We start from the raw sequence: 16,777 nt of genomic DNA, 5'->3' as shown, positions 1-16,777 counted from the left end.
GTATCGAATAGTGCAGATAGAATCTACCAAAGCAGAGCAAGTTTTTAGCCACTTCGCATTTCCCAAATCAACAGAGCTGGGAGTAAAAGTACCTAAGAAGACCATTGCAGATAACGCGTCTCTTTCAAGTGGTGACAAGCCACTAATAAAAGAGGTGCTTAAATCGTTAGTATGGCGATATACCATGAAGCCAGAAACTGTGAATATTCCAGTATTTGAAGATGGTTTACATGAGTACAAAGAAATCGCGATACTGCATGTAATAGTAAAGAGTACAAACAAGACGAAGCAACTCTGTAAGCTACTGCATCATCAAATTCCTTACCCAACGATGTTGGTCGTTGAGTATGAAGATAGTGTCGCTCTTAGCTTGGCGGACAAACGAATAAATCAAGTTGACCACAGCAAGTTAACTATCGAACATCAGTACGATACTGGGTGGATAGGAAGTGAAGTAACAGATACTTTTGTTCTAGACTTTTTTTCTGATTTTCGCTTTGACCATTGTTCAACCTTAAGTCTTTATGACTTCTATTCTGGCTTGATTCAAAAGCTGAATTTTCTTGAAGCGGCTAAGACTACGGGAAAGTATGGCAACTCTAATGAAAAGGACTTAACACCACTCATAACAGAGTTAGCCATGTTAGAAGGGCAATTGCAAACTATCAGAAACAAAATAATAAAAGAGACGCAAATGAACACTAAAATGCGTCTCAATGTTGAAGCAAGGAAAGTAAAGCAAGCAATCTCAGCGATTACCTCTCAGTTGACCTAGTAGGTTGACTTGGTTAGTTGATTAGAAACGGTTTTAAATACAGTTGGTCAGAAGTTGCTGACTTCTACAACAAAATTAATAGGTAAATAATAAATGGAAAAAATCACGGGTAATAGCCCAGAAGCCAAAAGCCTTAACATTGAAAGCCAAAATATCGAGCAGTTAAAGCAACTTTTTCCTGATGTGTTTTCTGAAGGGAAAATTGACTTTGAAGCACTGAAAGCTGTGCTAGGTGAAGAGATTGACGATTCGGAAGAACGATACAACTTTACTTGGAATGGAAAAACAAAAGCTCGACAAATTGCTCAAACGCCATCGACTGGCACGCTTCGTCCTTGCAAAGAGGAAAGCATCAATTGGGATACGACTGAGAACTTGTTTATTGAGGGCGATAATCTTGAAGTGCTTAAGTTGCTTCAAAAGTCATATCATAAAAAAGTAAAGATGATCTACATCGATCCTCCATACAACACGGGTAAAGACTTCGTATATAAAGATAATTTTCACGATAACATCAAGAATTATCTTGAAGTTTCAGGTCAAGTTGACTCTTCGGGTAATAAAATTAGTACTAATTCTAGTAGTTCGGGAAGATACCATTCTTCTTGGCTAAATATGATTTATCCAAGAATTAAACTTGCGAGAAATCTTCTAACTGATGATGGCGTTTTAGTCATGTCTATTGATGAAAATGAAGTCAACAGCCTAAGAAGTTTGACTAATGAAATTTTCGGTGAAGAAAATTTTTGTGGCGAAATCATCTGGAAGAATAGCTCGAAAAACGATCAGGACTATGTATCTATTCAGCATGAATACTTTTTAGTTTATGCAAAAAATAAAGCACAAAATGGTGGTCAGTGGATTGAGAGGAAAGAGGGTTTAACGGAAATTTATAACTTTTTTGAAAAAGCCTCTAAGCAATATCCTAGCAACTGGAAACAAATACATGAAGAAGCGTTAAAATTTTATCGCAACTTAGCTAAAGACCACCCATCAAAAAGTCATAAACACTATAGCTGGATTGATGAACAAGGGATATATTTTCCATCTGATATATCAGGGCCAAATCACGGTCAATACGTCTACGATGTAATACATCCTGTTACGGAAAAGATATGTGCAGCCCCAGGTAGTGGATGGAGATATCCTCAGTCAACAATGGATCAAAGGATCAACGATGGATTAGTTCATTTTGGTGACGACCACACAACTGTCCCTAAAAATAAGACTTACTTGAAAAATACAGAATACCAAAGTTTGACAAGTTTAAGAGTACTTGATGGAAGAGCTGCGTCTAGAAGACTTGAAGACCTTTTTGGACTAAAAGTTTTTACAAACCCAAAAGATGAACTTTTATTAAAAGATTTTTTTAAAGCTTTTGGTTTAAAAGGCAATGACCTAATACTAGATTTTTTTGCGGGTTCTGGCAGTACTTATCATGCAGCTATGAAGCTAAATGAAGAACAAGATTCCTGCTGTAAAGTTATACTGGTGCAACTGCCTGAATGCTTGAATCAAGCTTTAGCAACTTCCACAGGTTCGGCTAAGAAAGTTAACCAAAATGCGATTAAGTTTCTAACTGATATTAACAAGCCACTACTATTAAGCGAAATTACAAAAGAAAGATTGAAGAGAGTAAGTGGTTTAATTAACGAACAATATGCAGGTTTCAAACATTTCAAACTTGACGAGACTAACATTCGCCCTTGGGACGCTGATTTCGAAAACCTAGAACTTGTTCTTCAACAAGCTGAGAAATCAATCAAGGCTGATCGTTCAAGCGAAGATGTGTTGTATGAGCTTTTCCTAAAATATGGATATGACCTAACTACACCTGTTGAAACAGAAGTCGTTAATGGGAAGACCGTATTTGTTGTCGGTGCAGGTGCATTATTTGTTTGTTTAGATGATGAAATTACAACCGACACCGTTGAAGGTATCGCCAAGCTAAAAGAAGAGTATGATCCAGAAACTACACAAGTCGTTTTCAAAGATGAAGGCTTTGCCGATGACCGCGTTAAGACCAATGCGATTCAAATCTTGAAGCAAGCTGGCATCGACGATGTTAAGAGCATTTAAGGGGGAAGTTATGTCTGAAATGAAGATAAAATTTAACCCAAATCTCGACCATCAAAAAGACGCGATTAATGCTGTTGTTGGCGTTTTTGAGGGGCAAGAAACCTTTCAATCTAATTTCTCTGTGTCGAATGCTGTTCAAGCGGACATGTTTGAGAAAAATGATGGTATTGGTGTCGCCAATGCTCTGACTCTTTTGCCTGAAGAGTTGTATGAAAATACGCGAAATGTCCAACTGGTTAATGGTTTACCGCAAACTGAAACAACAAAGCAAGCTCTACCTAGTCTCGATTTTACTGTTGAGATGGAAACAGGTACGGGTAAAACATATGTATATTTGCGCAGTGCTTTTGAGCTGAACCAACGCTATGGCCTTACTAAGTTCATTATCGTTGTACCTTCTGTTGCGATCAAAGAAGGTGTATATAAATCTCTGCAAATCACTGAAGAGCATTTCAGGAAAGAGTATAAAAACGTTCAGTATGACTACTTTGTCTATGATTCTTCAAAGCGAGAGCAAGTAAGAAACTTTGCTACAAATGATTATATCCAGATTATGGTTATCAACATTGACGCTTTTAGTAAGTCTTTTACTGACCCGTCTAAAGAAACAAAAGCAAACTTAATACACCGTACAGATGACCGCTTGAATGGTATGAAGCCAATTGATTTCATTCAAGCTACCCATCCTGTGGTTTTAATTGATGAACCTCAATCAGTTGCGTCTACTACGAATCGTAAGAAAGCAATAGCGAGCTTAAATCCTCTATGTACGTTCCGCTATTCTGCAACACTGACCGAAAGCTTCAATATGCTCTATAAGCTCGATTCAATAGATGCGTATGAGCGTAAGCTGGTTAAACAGATTGAAGTTGCTTCATTGGAAGTGCAAGCCAACCATAATCAAGCCTATATAAAGTTATTAAGTGTCGATAATAAAAAATCACCGATAACGGCCAAGGTCGAAATCGATGCGCAAACTAAAGCTGGTAAAATACAGTCTCGCAAAACCATTACCGTTAGAAGCGGTCTTGATTTGTTTGAAGCGTCTGGTGGGCGTTCGGTGTATGAAGGCTACGTGATCAATGACATTTATTGTGAAGTAGGTAATGAGTATATCGATTTTACCAGCCGAGATGACATCATTGAGCTTAAACAAGCTATTGGTGAAGTTGACCAAGATACTTATAAGCGATTACAAGTGTCTAAAACTGTTGAAGAACATCTCGAAAAAGAGCTGAAATTTTATAGAAAAATCACCACTGGCGTTGATGTTATGGATCACTCAAAAGTGATCAGCCAGAAAGGCATCAAAGTTCTTAGTTTGTTCTTTATTGATAAAGTAGCCAATTACAGAGGGTACACCACTGACGGAATACCTACGCAAGGCAAGTTTTCTATTTGGTTTGAAGAAGAGTTTATCAAACAGCTTAGAAAGCCAAAGTATCGTGTTTTATACCCGTCAATTTGGGACAAGAATGATGCTGGTAAACATACGTTAAATGAACTTGCCCTAAAGGAACTAGCAAGCTCAGTTCACAATGGCTACTTTGCACAAGATAAGAAAAAAGATGCATCGGGCAACCCTCTTTTTGCTGAATCAAAACTTTCAGCAAAAGGTGAAGGCGGTAAAACAGCCGCTGATGAATCAGCCTATAACTTGATAATGAAAGACAAAGAAAAGCTTTTATCTATGGATGAAAAGCTTCGATTTATCTTCTCTCACTCTGCATTGAAAGAAGGTTGGGATAACCCAAACGTCTTCCAAATTTGTACCTTAAATGAAACTAACTCCGTGATGAAAAAACGTCAGGAGATTGGTCGTGGATTACGTCTGGCAGTCGATCAGTCGGGAGAGCGCGTTCCATATGGGTTTGAAGTCAATACGCTTACTGTTATGGCTAATGAATCCTATGAGCAGTTCGTTGAAGAGCTTCAAAAAGAGATAGAACAAGAAGAAGGGATAAAATTTGGTGCTGTTGAAAAGCATCAATTTGCCAATATCGTCATCTCTGGTGAGCATGATACAAAAGAGTTTCTTGGTGCTAAAAAATCTGAAGAAATCTATCAACATCTTACCGATGAAGGTTACATCGACAAGAAAGGGAAGATACAAGATTCTTTGAAGATTGATTTAGCCGAAAACAAAGTGAGCTTACCTGAAAGCGTTAAGGAGTATGCTGGTTCAATCTTGGCGACGCTAGAAAAAGTGTCTAAAGGATTGAGCATCAAGAGGCACGAAGAGAAGAAAACCGCAGCGCTTCGTGAAGATAACGGTAAACAGGTAGTCCTTGGGAGCGATTTTAAGGCTCTTTGGGATCGCATTAAGTACAAAACTACTTATAGAGTCAATTTCAGCGTAGATAAGCTTGTAGATACATGTATTAGTGAGATTCGAGCCTCAGTTGTGGTTGCTGATATTAAGTATGAATCCAAAAAACGTCGAGTCGAAGTATTAGAGTCTGGATTACAAACTTCGGATAGAGATGCTGACGGTAATAAAATCCAAGATAAAAGAGGGTTGTTTGAGGTTAACTTTAAACTCCCTGATATCGTGACTTATCTAGAGTCTCAGACCAATCTAACCAGAGCTACGATTGTTCAAATATTACTTGGTCTAGGGGATAAACTTGAAGCATTCAAGAAAAACCCTCAGTTGTTTATTCAGCAATGTGCCGATGTAATCCTCAAACAAATGCGCTTAGCTATCGTTGATGGAATTTCGTATCAACGTATAGGTGATGATGAATATTACGCTCAAGAGCTATTTCAAGAAGAAGAGCTTACAGGCTATCTGAAGAACATGGTGGCTGCTGAAAAGTCTGTTTACGACTACATCATCTGTGACTCAAACACTGAATTTGAATTTGCAGAGAGACTAGAGAGCGCCGCGGAAGTGAAGCTCTACTCTAAACTTCCAGCCTGGTTCAAAATAGATACGCCATTAGGTAGCTATAACCCTGACTGGGCAGTTCTTATTGATAAAGATGACGGTACTGGTGATCAGCTTTACTTTGTGGTGGAAACTAAGTCGAGCATCTTCTCTGATGATTTGAGAGCAGCAGAGCAAGCCAAAATCAACTGTGGTATTGAGCACTTTAAGGCACTATCGAAAGATGGTGCTGGGACAAGTTTAGATAATCCAGCAAGATTGGTTAAAGCCGACTCGTTTGATACTTTTTCAAACCAATTGGATAAATAAACGCAAAGAGGAAGGCGGCTATGAGCTGCTTTCCTCGATACTGAGGTAATCATGAAATATTCAGATTGGTTAGAGAAATACTACGCGGAAAATCCATCGACTTATAAAGATACCGATTTGGAGATTAAGCGGGTTCGCTTTGTTGAATCGGTTATCGGAGATGAGCATAAATATTCATATTATCGTGAATTAGTTGATGGGCTTGAGCTATTTAATTGGGACTCTAATGACTGGGAAAAAGCTATGTCTGATGAGGATGAGAAAGTAGCTGTTGAAGGACACATAAATGAATGGTTCTCGAATATTAAACAACGAACAAAAAGAGCTGAAGAGTTGATTGAGTCTACATTTAGCAGCTATTTTATCGAGGAAATGGAAGACGCAGATGAAGTTATAAAAGAAGAGCTGGTTGAATATTTCGAGTCCATACTCAAGAAACAAGAACAAGCTGAAGCTGTTTTCAGTAGTCAAAAAATCATTGATGCTTTTTGAAGCCGATGAAAATTGCTATGAATCTTAATGCCAAAACTACAATTTTAGGGCTGCCTATCACGCTTTGATAATGTGCTAGTAACTTGAGATAACTTCGCTTCAAAGCTTTAGGCATAAACTTGAAGTGCAATGGCTCGAATTTCACCCAACTTTCTTAGAAATATCCCTAGGTTAATGATCGGTGGTCACTTTTTGAACGTTACGAAAAAATCTTTATTCATATCAGCAGTTCTGGCAATTAGTGTCTCAATCTACCTGACATGGTTACCTTTCAAGATGGTAGTTAACTCGATCATTACAACGGATTATTTGACTCAAAGCATCAACAATGACATCAGAGAAGAGCTACTAAACCAGCCAAGTTTTGTTGAGAAGGTGCAGAACAAAGGCCCTGCCAAGAGATACCTGCACAGAACACCACTTACAGCGTTCACCACGATAGATACCGGTATGTATGATGTCTATGCGACCTATATCAACGACAAAGGAGAGTGGGTAGTGCGGATGGGGATCTACCCTGATAAAAATGCAGAAGTGTTCTTTCCTAAACAAGTTGGCGGCGTTACTGGAGAGGTATTGGCGTTTTTATTGGCTGCGCTTAATAACTTGATTGAGTGGGGGGTGTTCAAGCCTATGCTGTATCACGTTACTAATAGTGCTGCTACCAGCTTTGCTAGTAGCAGCTACGAAGCTATACCCGGATTGATTAAATGAGACCTAAACGAGCTTGTTTTGGTTTAGTAGAGAGAGATATTGCTCAGTTTCCAAAGCTAGTACTTCTGTGAGCTTAGCTTTAGCTTCGGGATCATATTTATCAGAAAACCAAGTTTGAACTTTGTACCATTTGAATTTATATGATGCCATTTGAGTAATGTCATTAAGAATCTGTACTGCCACCATCTCATACCTAGACGATATTTCATCAATGTAAGCCGCGCATTCCTTTGCTTTGTCTAATTCTGATTTTGCTATTGGTAACATGGCTTTTAGCTTGGCTATTTCCGCGTCGAGCTTCTCTGCTTCTTCAGAGATCTTTTGCGCTTTCTTGTAAGCGCCTCTCGAAGCAAAATACAGCATAGGAACTGCTACAATGCCGCCCAGCACAGCCATTCCACCTGTCATACCCGCACCTCCTGCAGCTAAAGAACCGCCACCAAACCAAGCTAAAGTTGCATTTGAAGCAGCCACACCGGACAAACCAGCAATACTAGCGCCTGTAGAGGCACTTCCAACGGTTGAAACCAATGCCCAAGCTCCTACAGCTGTAGAGCCACCAACTACACCGCCAAAACCAGCAGTAGAAGCTGCATTAAAAGATGTATTGAAGGTCTGGATACTTTTGATACTGCTCGAAAGAGTCGATGTACTAAAACCGTTTTCAATCTTGCACTCTCTATCAAGCGTTGTTTGAACTTGACTTAAGATGATGTTGATTGACTTAATCCTAACGCCAACTTGGTTTAATACACTTTCAGTTTGCTTCTTTATGGCATCAGCTTTCTTAAACAATGGGTCATACTGTTCAAATACTAAATCATATTCTTGTTTGGCTGTTTTGACTTTACTAGAACCACCGAAGGTGAAGACATTTGATGTGAAACTTAATGTGTTATTTAACCAAGACATAATTTGTGCTCAAAGGGAAAGGCTGCGGACAAAGGAGTGTACATTTATTAAACATTTCAATTGGAATAATCATTATTCTAAGAAGCTATACGTAAGAGGTTTCAGCTTAGGAATAGCAATTGGTACTTGAGTTTTTGGTGTATCTTCGGTTATGAAAATGGCCAGACTACAATCCATCTGAGTTATTAACTCTAGTGACTCACTATTGTATTTGATTCCGGAGAATTTGAAGGCTGTAGGTTGTGTTACAAGCCAAGTCGACGGTTTGTCTACTATCAGTTTAGGTTTATGCGTTTCTAGCCAGACTTTTTCTAGCTTACTTTTTAGGTCTAGTTTTTCTAAGAGTTTCTCAACGCGAGGTTGAACAGACTTCAGCGCTTTTCCAATTTCAGGTTCAATGATACTTGTGAGTCTGACTTTGATTGTATTAAAGAGTTTGATCTCTGGTTTACTTGCCCACTGGTATTTAATCTCCGTCTGAATATTGGGTTCCCATTCTTCACTGACGGAAAGGGATGCAGTAATGCTTACCAATAAACTTGAACTAAGAGTGGTTCGAACATTCCCAAGTTTCGAACAAGTTACTCGTACTTTTATATCCAGTGGAAGCACAATACACAGAGCATCATTAACCGTTTGTATCTGAATTCGGTCGGTCAGATTTGCGTTGATCTCGAGAGCGTACTTTACGCTAGTCTTGAGTCCCATTTTTTTGATCTTAGCTTTTTTATCAATAGCTTTTGAAAAGCTATTGGGGACTTCGGCATTCAATAGTCTTTCAATGTAAGCTAGGTCTATGAAAGTAGAAACAGTTAAGCCCTATCTGGCAGGGTAGTTGTCACTGTTAAAATTTAACCAGTTTGGGCGATAAAGAGTAATTGTGTCTCGTATCTCAGTAGAAAGAAAAGAAGCTATATTGAAGAAGCTGTTGCCTCCCTATTCGATGTCAGTGAAAGAAGTGTCGGAAGAGGAAGGAATTAGCACTGCGACCCTGTATCATTGGCGCCAGCAACTCAGACGTTCAGGAGCCGCCGTGCCAAATAGCAACACTTCATCAGAGCAGTGGTCTGCTCAAACTAAACTCGCCATTGTTGCCGAGACTTACTCGATGACCGAAAGTGAACTCAGCCAATATTGTCGTGAAAAAGGTCTTTTCCCTGAACAAATCCAAAGTTGGCGCAGCGAATGTATGCAAGGGTTTAAGTCGAGTAAAGAGCAGGAAGCTGAAGCAAAGAAGCAGGCTAAAGCTGACAAACTTGAAATCAAAGAGTTGAAGAAAGATTTACGACTCAAAGAAAAAGCGCTCGCTGAAACAGCCGCCCTCTTGGTACTAAGAAAAAAGCTGAGAGCCTTTTACGGGGAAGAGCCAGAGGACGACTAACCTCAACCGATGAAAGGCAGACCATAGTGGAGCTTATCCTTAAGGCAAAGCAAGGCGGGTGCCGTTTAGAGCCTGCTTGCAATGAAGTTCAAATTGACTTGAGAACATATCGTCGTTGGTATCAGCAAAGTGAAGTTCAAGCTGACAAAAGGCCGAAATGCAACAGACCTGAGCCTGCTAATAAGCTATCTCAGCAAGAGCGTGATGCGATTATTGAGGTGTGTAACCGCTCTGAGTCGAGTTACTATCGGGTACTGAGTGCACAGGGGCAACTCCACAAACGAGGTCGTCAAAGGAGTAGACAGAAGCAAGCGAAGCCAACAAGTTACACAGCGACAGATTCGAACCAAGTCTATACATGGGATATCACTTACTTACCTTCAAAAGTTCGAGGCCAACACTATTACCTGTATGTCATCGAGGACATCTACAGTCGAAAAATCGTGGGTTATGAGGTGTATGAGCATGAATGCGGTGAGCTGGCGTCACAACTTCTGCAACGAACGTTGATGCGAGAGCAGTGCTTCAATCAAGCTCTGGTTCTTCACTCAGATAATGGTGCGCCGATGAAGTCGTTGACGTTCAAAGCAAAAATGGAAGAGTTAGGTATTACGTAAGCGCGCAATTAACCCCACATTCTAATATCAGCAAGCCTTTGTCATAGTTTCCCAAACAAATGGAGGAACTATGACTCAATCAGAAAAGCACCAACATTGGACGGCCATCATCTCCAAGCAGCAAGAAGGTGGACTTTCTATTCCAGACTTTTGTAAAAAGCACGATATTAATTACGCCACTTTTCACTATTGGCTAAAAAAGCTCAAGAACACTGACAATGAACAGGTCGCGCACCAAATGGTCATTAATAGCCAACCGTCTTTTTGTGGCGAAATGGTCGTTGTACATTTGCCTAATGGCGTGCGCGCCGAGCTGCCGACATCACTTTCATTTTCTCAAATTCAAACTTGGCTGAAGGCGCTGCAATGATCCCAAGTGGCGCGGTTTATCTCGTCTCGGGGGTTACCGATATGAGAAAGTCGATTGACGGCCTCTCTCTCATTGTCGCTGATGTGCTAGAAATGGATCCATTGAGCAGTGCGTGGTTCATCTTTTGTAATCGTGGCCGAGATAAAATCAAAATTCTCTTTTGGGACACTAACGGCTTTTGGCTCTACTATCGCCGACTCGAAAAAGGCCGCTTTAAGTGGCCAAAGCCTACAGCCGCGGGCCATATCCACATATCTACTCAACAGCTTAACTGGCTATTATCTGGGTTGAATCTTGAAAACCCAAAGGCTCATCAGCCCCTTTATGGCCGAGAAGTGTGAGCGATGATACTGATCACCTCATTGGACTTGAGCGATCCTTTTTCACTGTCAAACTAAGGGGAAATGACAGATGACGAGCCCCAAAAAATGACCGAACTTCCTGATGATGTAGAACAACTCAAAGCGATGCTACTCAAGCTTCAGGAAGAGAACTATGAACTGAAAAAAACAGTTGATACCCAATCAGAAGAAGTGGTTGAGTTAGAGAATAAAATGCGGCTGCTTCTTGAGGAACTTAACTTAAGTAAGTCCAAGCGCTTCTCCGCTAAAAGTGAAAAAGCCCCGAAAGGGACGTTTAACGAAGCTGAGCAGCAAAATGCCTTACCTAAAGCCAGTCCAAAGCATCACAAGAAAGGCCGAAAACCATTACCAGTAGAGCTTGATCGTGAAGTTCATCAGCACACACTCAATGCCCCTTACTGTGAATGCTGCAATGAACCGCTACATCCATGCGGTACTGAAGTCTCGGAAGAGCTAAAAATCATCCCTCAGAAGGTCAGCGTCGTGCGGCATGAGCGCACGAAATACGCCTGCCGTCAGTGTGAAAAGACACAAACCAGCAGCAAAATCGTCACCGCCCCTCGACCTGCCAACATGATCCCGAAAAGCATCGGCAGCCCTGAAGCATTCGCTGCGGTAGTTACGGCCAAATATGTTGACGCCTTGCCGCTTTATCGCCAGGTTGAAATCTTAAAGCGCTCAGATATCGAGTTAAGCCGAGGCACGCTTGCAAACTGGTGTGTTCAACTGGGCAGTAAAGTGACCGTTATCGTTGAAGCAATGAAAGCTCATTTACTGAATGAAAAACTCATCTGCGCGGATGAAACGACCGTTCAAGTGTTGCGAGAGCAAGAGCGCTCAGCACAAAGCAAATCTTATATGTGGGTTTATCGTAGCGGTGAGTTCGCCAAACAACCTGTGGTCATTTACGACTATCAACCAAGTCGTGCAGGGCAATGTGTTAAAGACTTCCTTGGTGGCTACTCGGGTTACCTACTCACCGATGGTTATCAAGCTTATAACGGCCTCGATAATGTTAGCCAAGCGGGGTGCTTAGCACACGTAAGACGCAAATTTACCGATGCACAAAAAGCGCAACCGAAGAAGAAATCGGGCCGTATAGAGAAAGCCATCAGCTTTATCGCAAAGCTTTATGGTATTGAACAGGAAGCTAAAGGCTTGAGCACTGTCGAGCGGCAACATCTACGACAACGAAAATCGAAACCCATCTTAGGCACGTTCCATAAGTGGTTGCTGGAAAGCCAAGGAAAAGTACTGCCGAAAAGTCAAATCGGCCTCGCCATAAATTATACGATTAACCAATGGCCGAAGTTGCTCACTTATCTAGAAGATGGTGACATAAGCATTGATAACAATGTGACAGAGCGAGATATCCGTCCGTTTACAACGGGTCGAAAAAATTGGATGTTCTCAACATCAGTTGAAGGTGCGACTGCGAGCGCTAACTTGTATAGCTTGGTGATGACTTGTCGTGCAAATAACATCAATCCATATTACTACTTCGTGCACTTATTCAAAGTGCTGCCGATGCGATCGCCACAAGATGATCTGACCGATCTTATGCCGTGGGCGCTGGAAATCGATGAGGCTGAATAAGGCCTTACTGCTTAATTGCGCGCTTACGGTATTACTTCATCGTATAGTCGCCCAAGAGTCAGTGATGATAACCCGTATGTTGAGTCATTGTTCCGCACGGTAAAGTACATGCCAAGCTGGCCAACAAAGGGCTTTGAAACAATCGACAGTAGTCGAAGTTGGATTGAAGCCTTTGTACGCTGGTACAACACCGAGCACAAGCACAGTAAGCTGAATTACGTCACGCCTTCAGAGCGTCACAATGGAAAAGATAAAGAGATCTTGAAGCGCCGAGCGGAGGTATTAGTCGCTGCAAAAGAGCTAAATCCTGAACGCTGGCCAGGTGATATCAGAAACTGTGAACCTGTTGGTGACGTTCACTTAAATCCAGAAAGAGAAGCAGCTTAATAAGTAAGCAAATGATGACAACTGCCTTGAAAAACACCGCTTGCACTCTACCTACCTAACGGCGTTGTCGTGTTTGAAGGGTTTAGATAAGTCCAATGCTATTAAAGCGTTCACACCTTACTATGTGATGAGAGTTGGTAAGTTGCCAGTGGTGGATTATTACAACCCAGGCGATCCCCAGATTGGCGTTGAATTAGCGGCGCTAGCTAGTCAGCACAGGGCTTACTTATTAGCGAATCATGGCCCTGTAGTTACAGGCACAGACCTAGTCGATGCCGTCGACAACGCTGAAGAGTTGGAAGAAACAGCTCGCTTAGCGCTGTTGCTAGAGGGAAAGGACGTCTCTTACCTGTCTGAAATAAACGTCGATATTTTGTCTAAGAAAGGTAAGTAAACAACGGGTTTATTTACCTAAATTACCAGCAGAATGAAAGAGATTAGTCGTGATTTAGGCTTGCCTATATCACGATCCTCTCAATCAAACTTTGCGACATAACCAAAACAGGCCAACATTTCTGTTGACCTGATATATAGCTTAGTGATGACGTGTCAGGCAAATAATATCAACGCGTATTATTACTTCGCGCACTTGTTCAAAGTGCTGCTGACTCAATCTCCTCAAGACGATCTGACCGATCTTATGCCTTGGAACATGGAAATCGATGAGGCCGAATAAGGCCTCACTGCTTAATTAGACGCTTACCGTCGATAAGTATTTTCTCGATATGGTCATTGAGTGAAAATATTAAACTTGGGGTCATGCCTTCGGTAAGAGAGATTTTCGATGTATTATCGGTAAGTTGCAAGAGAAGCTAATGGGGCTCCCATTACTCGATAACGAATCGCACACATCATTTCATGTAAAGTGTAATAAGTAAGTATGTGGCTGAATATTTCACTAAATGATGCTTTCCAGCTCATATCCCATAGCCATGGTGTAAAACCAAACAATGGAACTTGAAAACCGTGAAAAAATAAGAAGATAAACATACCATAACCTATACCTTTTGCATAAGTTATACGGGGAAAATATTCAGCAGCAACTACGTAGAAAACACCAAAAGCAATAGCTAACGCGCCATGAACTATCATACCAGATACTTGAGGGTGCCCTAACCATGTATATAATACCTTATCGAAGCCTAACCAATTAACAGCAATCTGTACTGGTGGAGCAATCATACCTACTTCAAAAGGTGGGAACGGATGACCATAGCCCCATTTTGTAAACGTAGAAAGAAAACCAAGAAATAAACCTGATAAAATTGCTAATTTAATATTTCTAGACTCTACTGTTGATTTGTGTAGAAAATACATATTAATCATGAACTCTTTAAATGAAATAATGAAATAATGAAATAATGAAATAATGAAATAATGAAATAATGAAATAATGAAATAATGAAATAATGAAATAATGAAATAATGAAATAATGAAATAATGAAATAATGAAATAATGAAATAATGAAATAATGAAATAATGATACTACTTTTAAGTGGTATCCATTCATAGAGGAAAACGATTTATAATTTCACAAACTATGATTTAGAAAAAATAGGTAGAACTACTAATTCTTTCACTAACTCTTACATTTGGAATGACTACGTCTGAAGCAGAGCCCAACAACAACTCCGATAAGATTGATATAGCCGCTTATTGTGCGAAGAATCCGAACGATCAATCTACCAAGTGCAACAAGATACGTCGCAACTAAGCTAGATTAGTGCTGCTTTAGAAACTGCTGATAATAATGCTTTTTACCAACAACAATTTGGACATGAAAACTAAGGAATACCAAAAATATCGTGAAGCGGTCAAATGCATACTGATGGCTCTAACCCGAGCGTGTCGAGAGACTCAAAAGCTTGCTGGATTCTCTTCGCCCTACCGAGTGGCAAGCGTGTATCATACCTAAACGTGGCGTTATTTTTGTTTTATCAAATTATGGAGGATTGAATTAAGTGTTATACCCAAAAGCGTTGAATGTTGGCGACAAAATTGGCTTTTTCTCACCGTCATCACCAGCAACAGTATTTGCTCAAAAACGTTTTAATCGTGCTAAATCATATCTTGAAGCTAAAGGCTTTGAGCTTGTTGCAGGCTCTTTGACAGGAAAATCGGATGCTTACCGTGCAGGCTCAATTCAAGAGCGAGCAGAAGAGCTTAATCAACTTATTCGAGACCCAGATGTCCGCTGTATTATGTCTACAATCGGTGGTAGCAACAGTAATGCTTTACTGCCTTATATAGACTATGAAGCGTTAAGAAAAGACCCGAAAATAATCGTCGGCTATTCCGACGTGACAGCGTTACTAATGGGTATCTATGCTCAAACGGGTTTAGTGACTTTTTATGGCCCAGCATTAGTTGCTTCGTTTGGTGAGTTCTCTCCATTAGTTGATGAAACATTTAACTCTTTCTTCGAAATTCTATCTTCAGAGTCTGCTCTTTATTCCTATACAATGCCTCGAGAGTGGACTGACATTAAGCATGATTGGGAAACTCAAGACCGTGCGAAACCTACGTATCAGAATGAATGGAAATTTTGGGGTAAAGGCAGGATCCGTGGTCGTATTATTGGTGGTAACCTAAATACCATGGCGGGTATTTGGGGCAGTCCGTATATGCCCGAGATACAAGATGGTGATATTTTACTTATTGAAGATTCTTTAAAGGGAATTGAAACCGTAGAGCGGTCTTTTGCTCATCTGTTTGCTTGTGGTGTCTTTGATAAAGTTAGTGCTATTGTTTTGGGTAAACACGAGTTGTTTGATGATAAGGGAACAGGTCGTAGTCCGCTGGACGTTCTTTTAGAAGTTCTCAATGGCAAAACTGTACCAATAATGTATGGTTTTGATAGTTGCCATACTCATCCAATGCTAGTGACTCCATTAGGTATTTTGGGTGAGATAGACTTTGATAATCATACGTTTAGTATAGAAAGTCAGTGGGTTACAGAAAAATAATAAGTTGATCAAAAGGGCTTAAATGCCCGATATTCTCATTTTGAAAGTGAATTTTATGCCATGTATTTTCGCAGGGCGTTATACCTTATCAGAGGATAATTACATGGAATTAGTTGTACCATCACAAGAGTTTAAATCCGCTTTTAAATATTTTTATGCGGACTTTGCCCAAAACGATGTCGAAAATGCAGAGTACTACCTTGAAGGTAAAACTGATTTTTCGAAATATGTTCAGCGTTTGAGTGACGAAGCCGCGGGTATAAATCTACGTGAGGGTTATGTGCCATGTAGTCATTTTTGGTTGATAGATAGTTCAAGAGCAATTCTTGGGGTCATTCGGGTTCGGCATAATATCGACAATGACTTCCTCTCTCTAGAGGCTGGGCATATTGGCTACGATATTGCGCCCTCATATCGTGGAAAGGGTAACGGTAAATTAATGCTAAAATTGGCGCTTTCCAAGGCTGCAACTCTTGGTATCGAACGAGCGCTACTGACCGCCAATGAAGATAATTTTGCATCGAGGGGTGTCATCGAAGCTAACGGCGGTGAGTTTGAAAAAATCGTAATAGGTAATGTTTTCCCAAACGCTTTGGCTCGATATTGGATCAACTGTACGTAACAGTATAACCGGCTTAAAAGGACTCATAACGTTTGGCGGTTTCCCTGTGCGGCAGTGAAGCTTTTGATTTAGCTACTGCAAAGGTAAGACTATTTCTAAGCTGCCTGTGCGGCAGTGAAGGATTAGATCTTTGTCCCTGTTGTAGTAATGCTTTTCTAAGCTGCCTGTGCGGCAGTGAAGTTCGTAATTATCGTCAGCCAGCTGGCTTTAAATTTCTAAGCTGCCTGTGCGGCAGTGAAGCTTTTGATTTAGCTACTGCAAAGGTAAGACTATTTCTAAGCTGCCTGTGCGGCAGTGAAGGAT

At 40.6% G+C, this 16,777-nt stretch carries 14 protein-coding genes, 3 pseudogenes and 1 CRISPR repeat array (1 of these 18 cut by a window edge); of the genes and pseudogenes, 14 read left to right on the top strand and 3 right to left on the bottom strand.

What is annotated here, in order from left to right; all coding sequences use genetic code 11:
- Positions 1-10: 10 nt before the first annotated feature.
- The 5 genes from OCU28_RS14600 to OCU28_RS14580 all read left to right on the top strand — a co-directional run bounded on the left by OCU28_RS14600 (position 11) and on the right by OCU28_RS14580 (position 7,259).
- Complete coding sequence (locus tag OCU28_RS14600) at positions 11-775, top strand: DUF4391 domain-containing protein (RefSeq protein WP_261817621.1); 765 nt, start codon at positions 11-13, stop codon at positions 773-775.
- Between the two features lie 93 nt (positions 776-868).
- Positions 869-2,854, top strand: a complete 1,986-nt coding sequence (locus OCU28_RS14595; protein WP_261817620.1) for a site-specific DNA-methyltransferase — start codon at positions 869-871, stop codon at positions 2,852-2,854.
- Positions 2,855-2,864: 10 nt separating this feature from the next.
- Positions 2,865-6,053, top strand: coding sequence for a type III restriction-modification system endonuclease (locus OCU28_RS14590; RefSeq protein ID WP_261817619.1), 3,189 nt, complete (start codon positions 2,865-2,867; stop codon positions 6,051-6,053).
- A gap of 51 nt (positions 6,054-6,104) precedes the next feature.
- Positions 6,105-6,545 (top strand): hypothetical protein, encoded by a 441-nt coding sequence (locus tag OCU28_RS14585; protein ID WP_261817618.1) that lies wholly within the window; start codon positions 6,105-6,107, stop codon positions 6,543-6,545.
- A gap of 276 nt (positions 6,546-6,821) precedes the next feature.
- The gene (locus OCU28_RS14580) at positions 6,822-7,259 is read left to right on the top strand and encodes a hypothetical protein (RefSeq protein WP_261817617.1); all 438 of its coding nucleotides are present in this window, start codon (positions 6,822-6,824) and stop codon (positions 7,257-7,259) included.
- A gap of 3 nt (positions 7,260-7,262) precedes the next feature.
- Here the strand turns inward: OCU28_RS14580 and OCU28_RS14575 are convergent, their stop codons facing one another.
- Together OCU28_RS14575 and OCU28_RS14570 are read right to left on the bottom strand one after the other, a co-directional pair.
- Positions 7,263-8,171, bottom strand: a complete 909-nt coding sequence (locus OCU28_RS14575; protein ID WP_261817616.1) for a hypothetical protein — start codon at positions 8,169-8,171, stop codon at positions 7,263-7,265.
- A 72-nt stretch (positions 8,172-8,243) separates the two neighbouring features.
- Positions 8,244-8,942: a DUF4403 family protein gene (locus OCU28_RS14570; RefSeq protein ID WP_261817615.1), complete on the bottom strand. Its 699-nt coding sequence runs from the start codon at positions 8,940-8,942 to the stop codon at positions 8,244-8,246.
- Positions 8,943-9,051: 109 nt separating this feature from the next.
- On the opposite strand from OCU28_RS14570, the pseudogene OCU28_RS16170 reads away from it, so the two are divergent.
- The 7 genes and pseudogenes from OCU28_RS16170 to OCU28_RS14530 form a co-directional block, all read left to right on the top strand.
- Positions 9,052-10,166: pseudogene (locus tag OCU28_RS16170) on the top strand (transposase); the annotation flags it as partial.
- 73 nt (positions 10,167-10,239) lie between these two features.
- Entirely contained in the window at positions 10,240-10,539 is a 300-nt protein-coding gene (gene tnpA, locus OCU28_RS14555) for an IS66 family insertion sequence element accessory protein TnpA (RefSeq protein WP_261816970.1), read from the top strand.
- A complete protein-coding gene (tnpB, locus tag OCU28_RS14550; protein WP_261816971.1) occupies positions 10,536-10,880 on the top strand; it encodes an IS66 family insertion sequence element accessory protein TnpB in 345 nt (114 codons plus the stop codon). Before tnpA ends, tnpB begins: the two co-directional genes overlap by 4 nt.
- Before the next feature lie 87 nt (positions 10,881-10,967).
- Entirely contained in the window at positions 10,968-12,497 is a 1,530-nt protein-coding gene (tnpC, locus tag OCU28_RS14545) for an IS66 family transposase (protein WP_261817421.1), read from the top strand.
- A gap of 15 nt (positions 12,498-12,512) precedes the next feature.
- Positions 12,513-12,884 carry an integrase core domain-containing protein gene (locus OCU28_RS14540; protein WP_261817613.1) on the top strand — a complete coding sequence of 124 codons (372 nt, stop codon included), beginning with the start codon at positions 12,513-12,515 and terminating at the stop codon, positions 12,882-12,884.
- Positions 12,885-12,894: 10 nt separating this feature from the next.
- A pseudogene (locus OCU28_RS14535) lies at positions 12,895-13,278 on the top strand (class II aldolase/adducin family protein); the annotation flags it as partial.
- Between the two features lie 132 nt (positions 13,279-13,410).
- Positions 13,411-13,560: pseudogene (locus OCU28_RS14530) on the top strand (transposase domain-containing protein); the annotation flags it as partial.
- A 113-nt stretch (positions 13,561-13,673) separates the two neighbouring features.
- On the opposite strand, the gene OCU28_RS14525 reads toward OCU28_RS14530, so the two are convergent.
- A complete protein-coding gene (locus OCU28_RS14525; protein ID WP_261817612.1) occupies positions 13,674-14,210 on the bottom strand; it encodes a DUF1440 domain-containing protein in 537 nt (178 codons plus the stop codon).
- Between the two features lie 637 nt (positions 14,211-14,847).
- Here OCU28_RS14525 and OCU28_RS14520 point away from each other — a divergent pair.
- Positions 14,848-15,852 (top strand): S66 family peptidase, encoded by a 1,005-nt coding sequence (locus OCU28_RS14520; protein ID WP_261817611.1) that lies wholly within the window; start codon positions 14,848-14,850, stop codon positions 15,850-15,852.
- 103 nt (positions 15,853-15,955) lie between these two features.
- Positions 15,956-16,474, top strand: coding sequence for a GNAT family N-acetyltransferase (locus tag OCU28_RS14515; protein ID WP_261818279.1), 519 nt, complete (start codon positions 15,956-15,958; stop codon positions 16,472-16,474).
- A 92-nt stretch (positions 16,475-16,566) separates the two neighbouring features.
- A CRISPR array of direct repeats spans positions 16,567-16,777; the repeat unit is 28 nt; unit sequence TTTCTAAGCTGCCTGTGCGGCAGTGAAG (it continues 477 nt past the right edge of the window).

Source organism: Vibrio gallicus, from assembly GCF_024346875.1.
Classification (GTDB): domain Bacteria; phylum Pseudomonadota; class Gammaproteobacteria; order Enterobacterales; family Vibrionaceae; genus Vibrio; species Vibrio gallicus.
Note: the sequence above shows the minus strand (reverse complement) of the source record. Positions and strands in the feature narration are given on the sequence as shown.

Coding starts and splice junctions, on each gene's coding strand:
- OCU28_RS14595 (WP_261817620.1), top strand. CDS start 869: ATGGAAAAAATCACGGGTAATAGCCCAGAAGCCAAAAGCCTTAACATT.
- OCU28_RS14590 (WP_261817619.1), top strand. CDS start 2,865: ATGTCTGAAATGAAGATAAAATTTAACCCAAATCTCGACCATCAAAAA.
- OCU28_RS14585 (WP_261817618.1), top strand. CDS start 6,105: ATGAAATATTCAGATTGGTTAGAGAAATACTACGCGGAAAATCCATCG.
- OCU28_RS14580 (WP_261817617.1), top strand. CDS start 6,822: ATGGTAGTTAACTCGATCATTACAACGGATTATTTGACTCAAAGCATC.
- OCU28_RS14575 (WP_261817616.1), bottom strand. CDS start 8,171: ATGTCTTGGTTAAATAACACATTAAGTTTCACATCAAATGTCTTCACC.
- tnpA (WP_261816970.1), top strand. CDS start 10,240: ATGACTCAATCAGAAAAGCACCAACATTGGACGGCCATCATCTCCAAG.
- tnpB (WP_261816971.1), top strand. CDS start 10,536: ATGATCCCAAGTGGCGCGGTTTATCTCGTCTCGGGGGTTACCGATATG.
- tnpC (WP_261817421.1), top strand. CDS start 10,968: ATGACCGAACTTCCTGATGATGTAGAACAACTCAAAGCGATGCTACTC.
- OCU28_RS14525 (WP_261817612.1), bottom strand. CDS start 14,210: ATGATTAATATGTATTTTCTACACAAATCAACAGTAGAGTCTAGAAAT.
- OCU28_RS14515 (WP_261818279.1), top strand. CDS start 15,956: ATGGAATTAGTTGTACCATCACAAGAGTTTAAATCCGCTTTTAAATAT.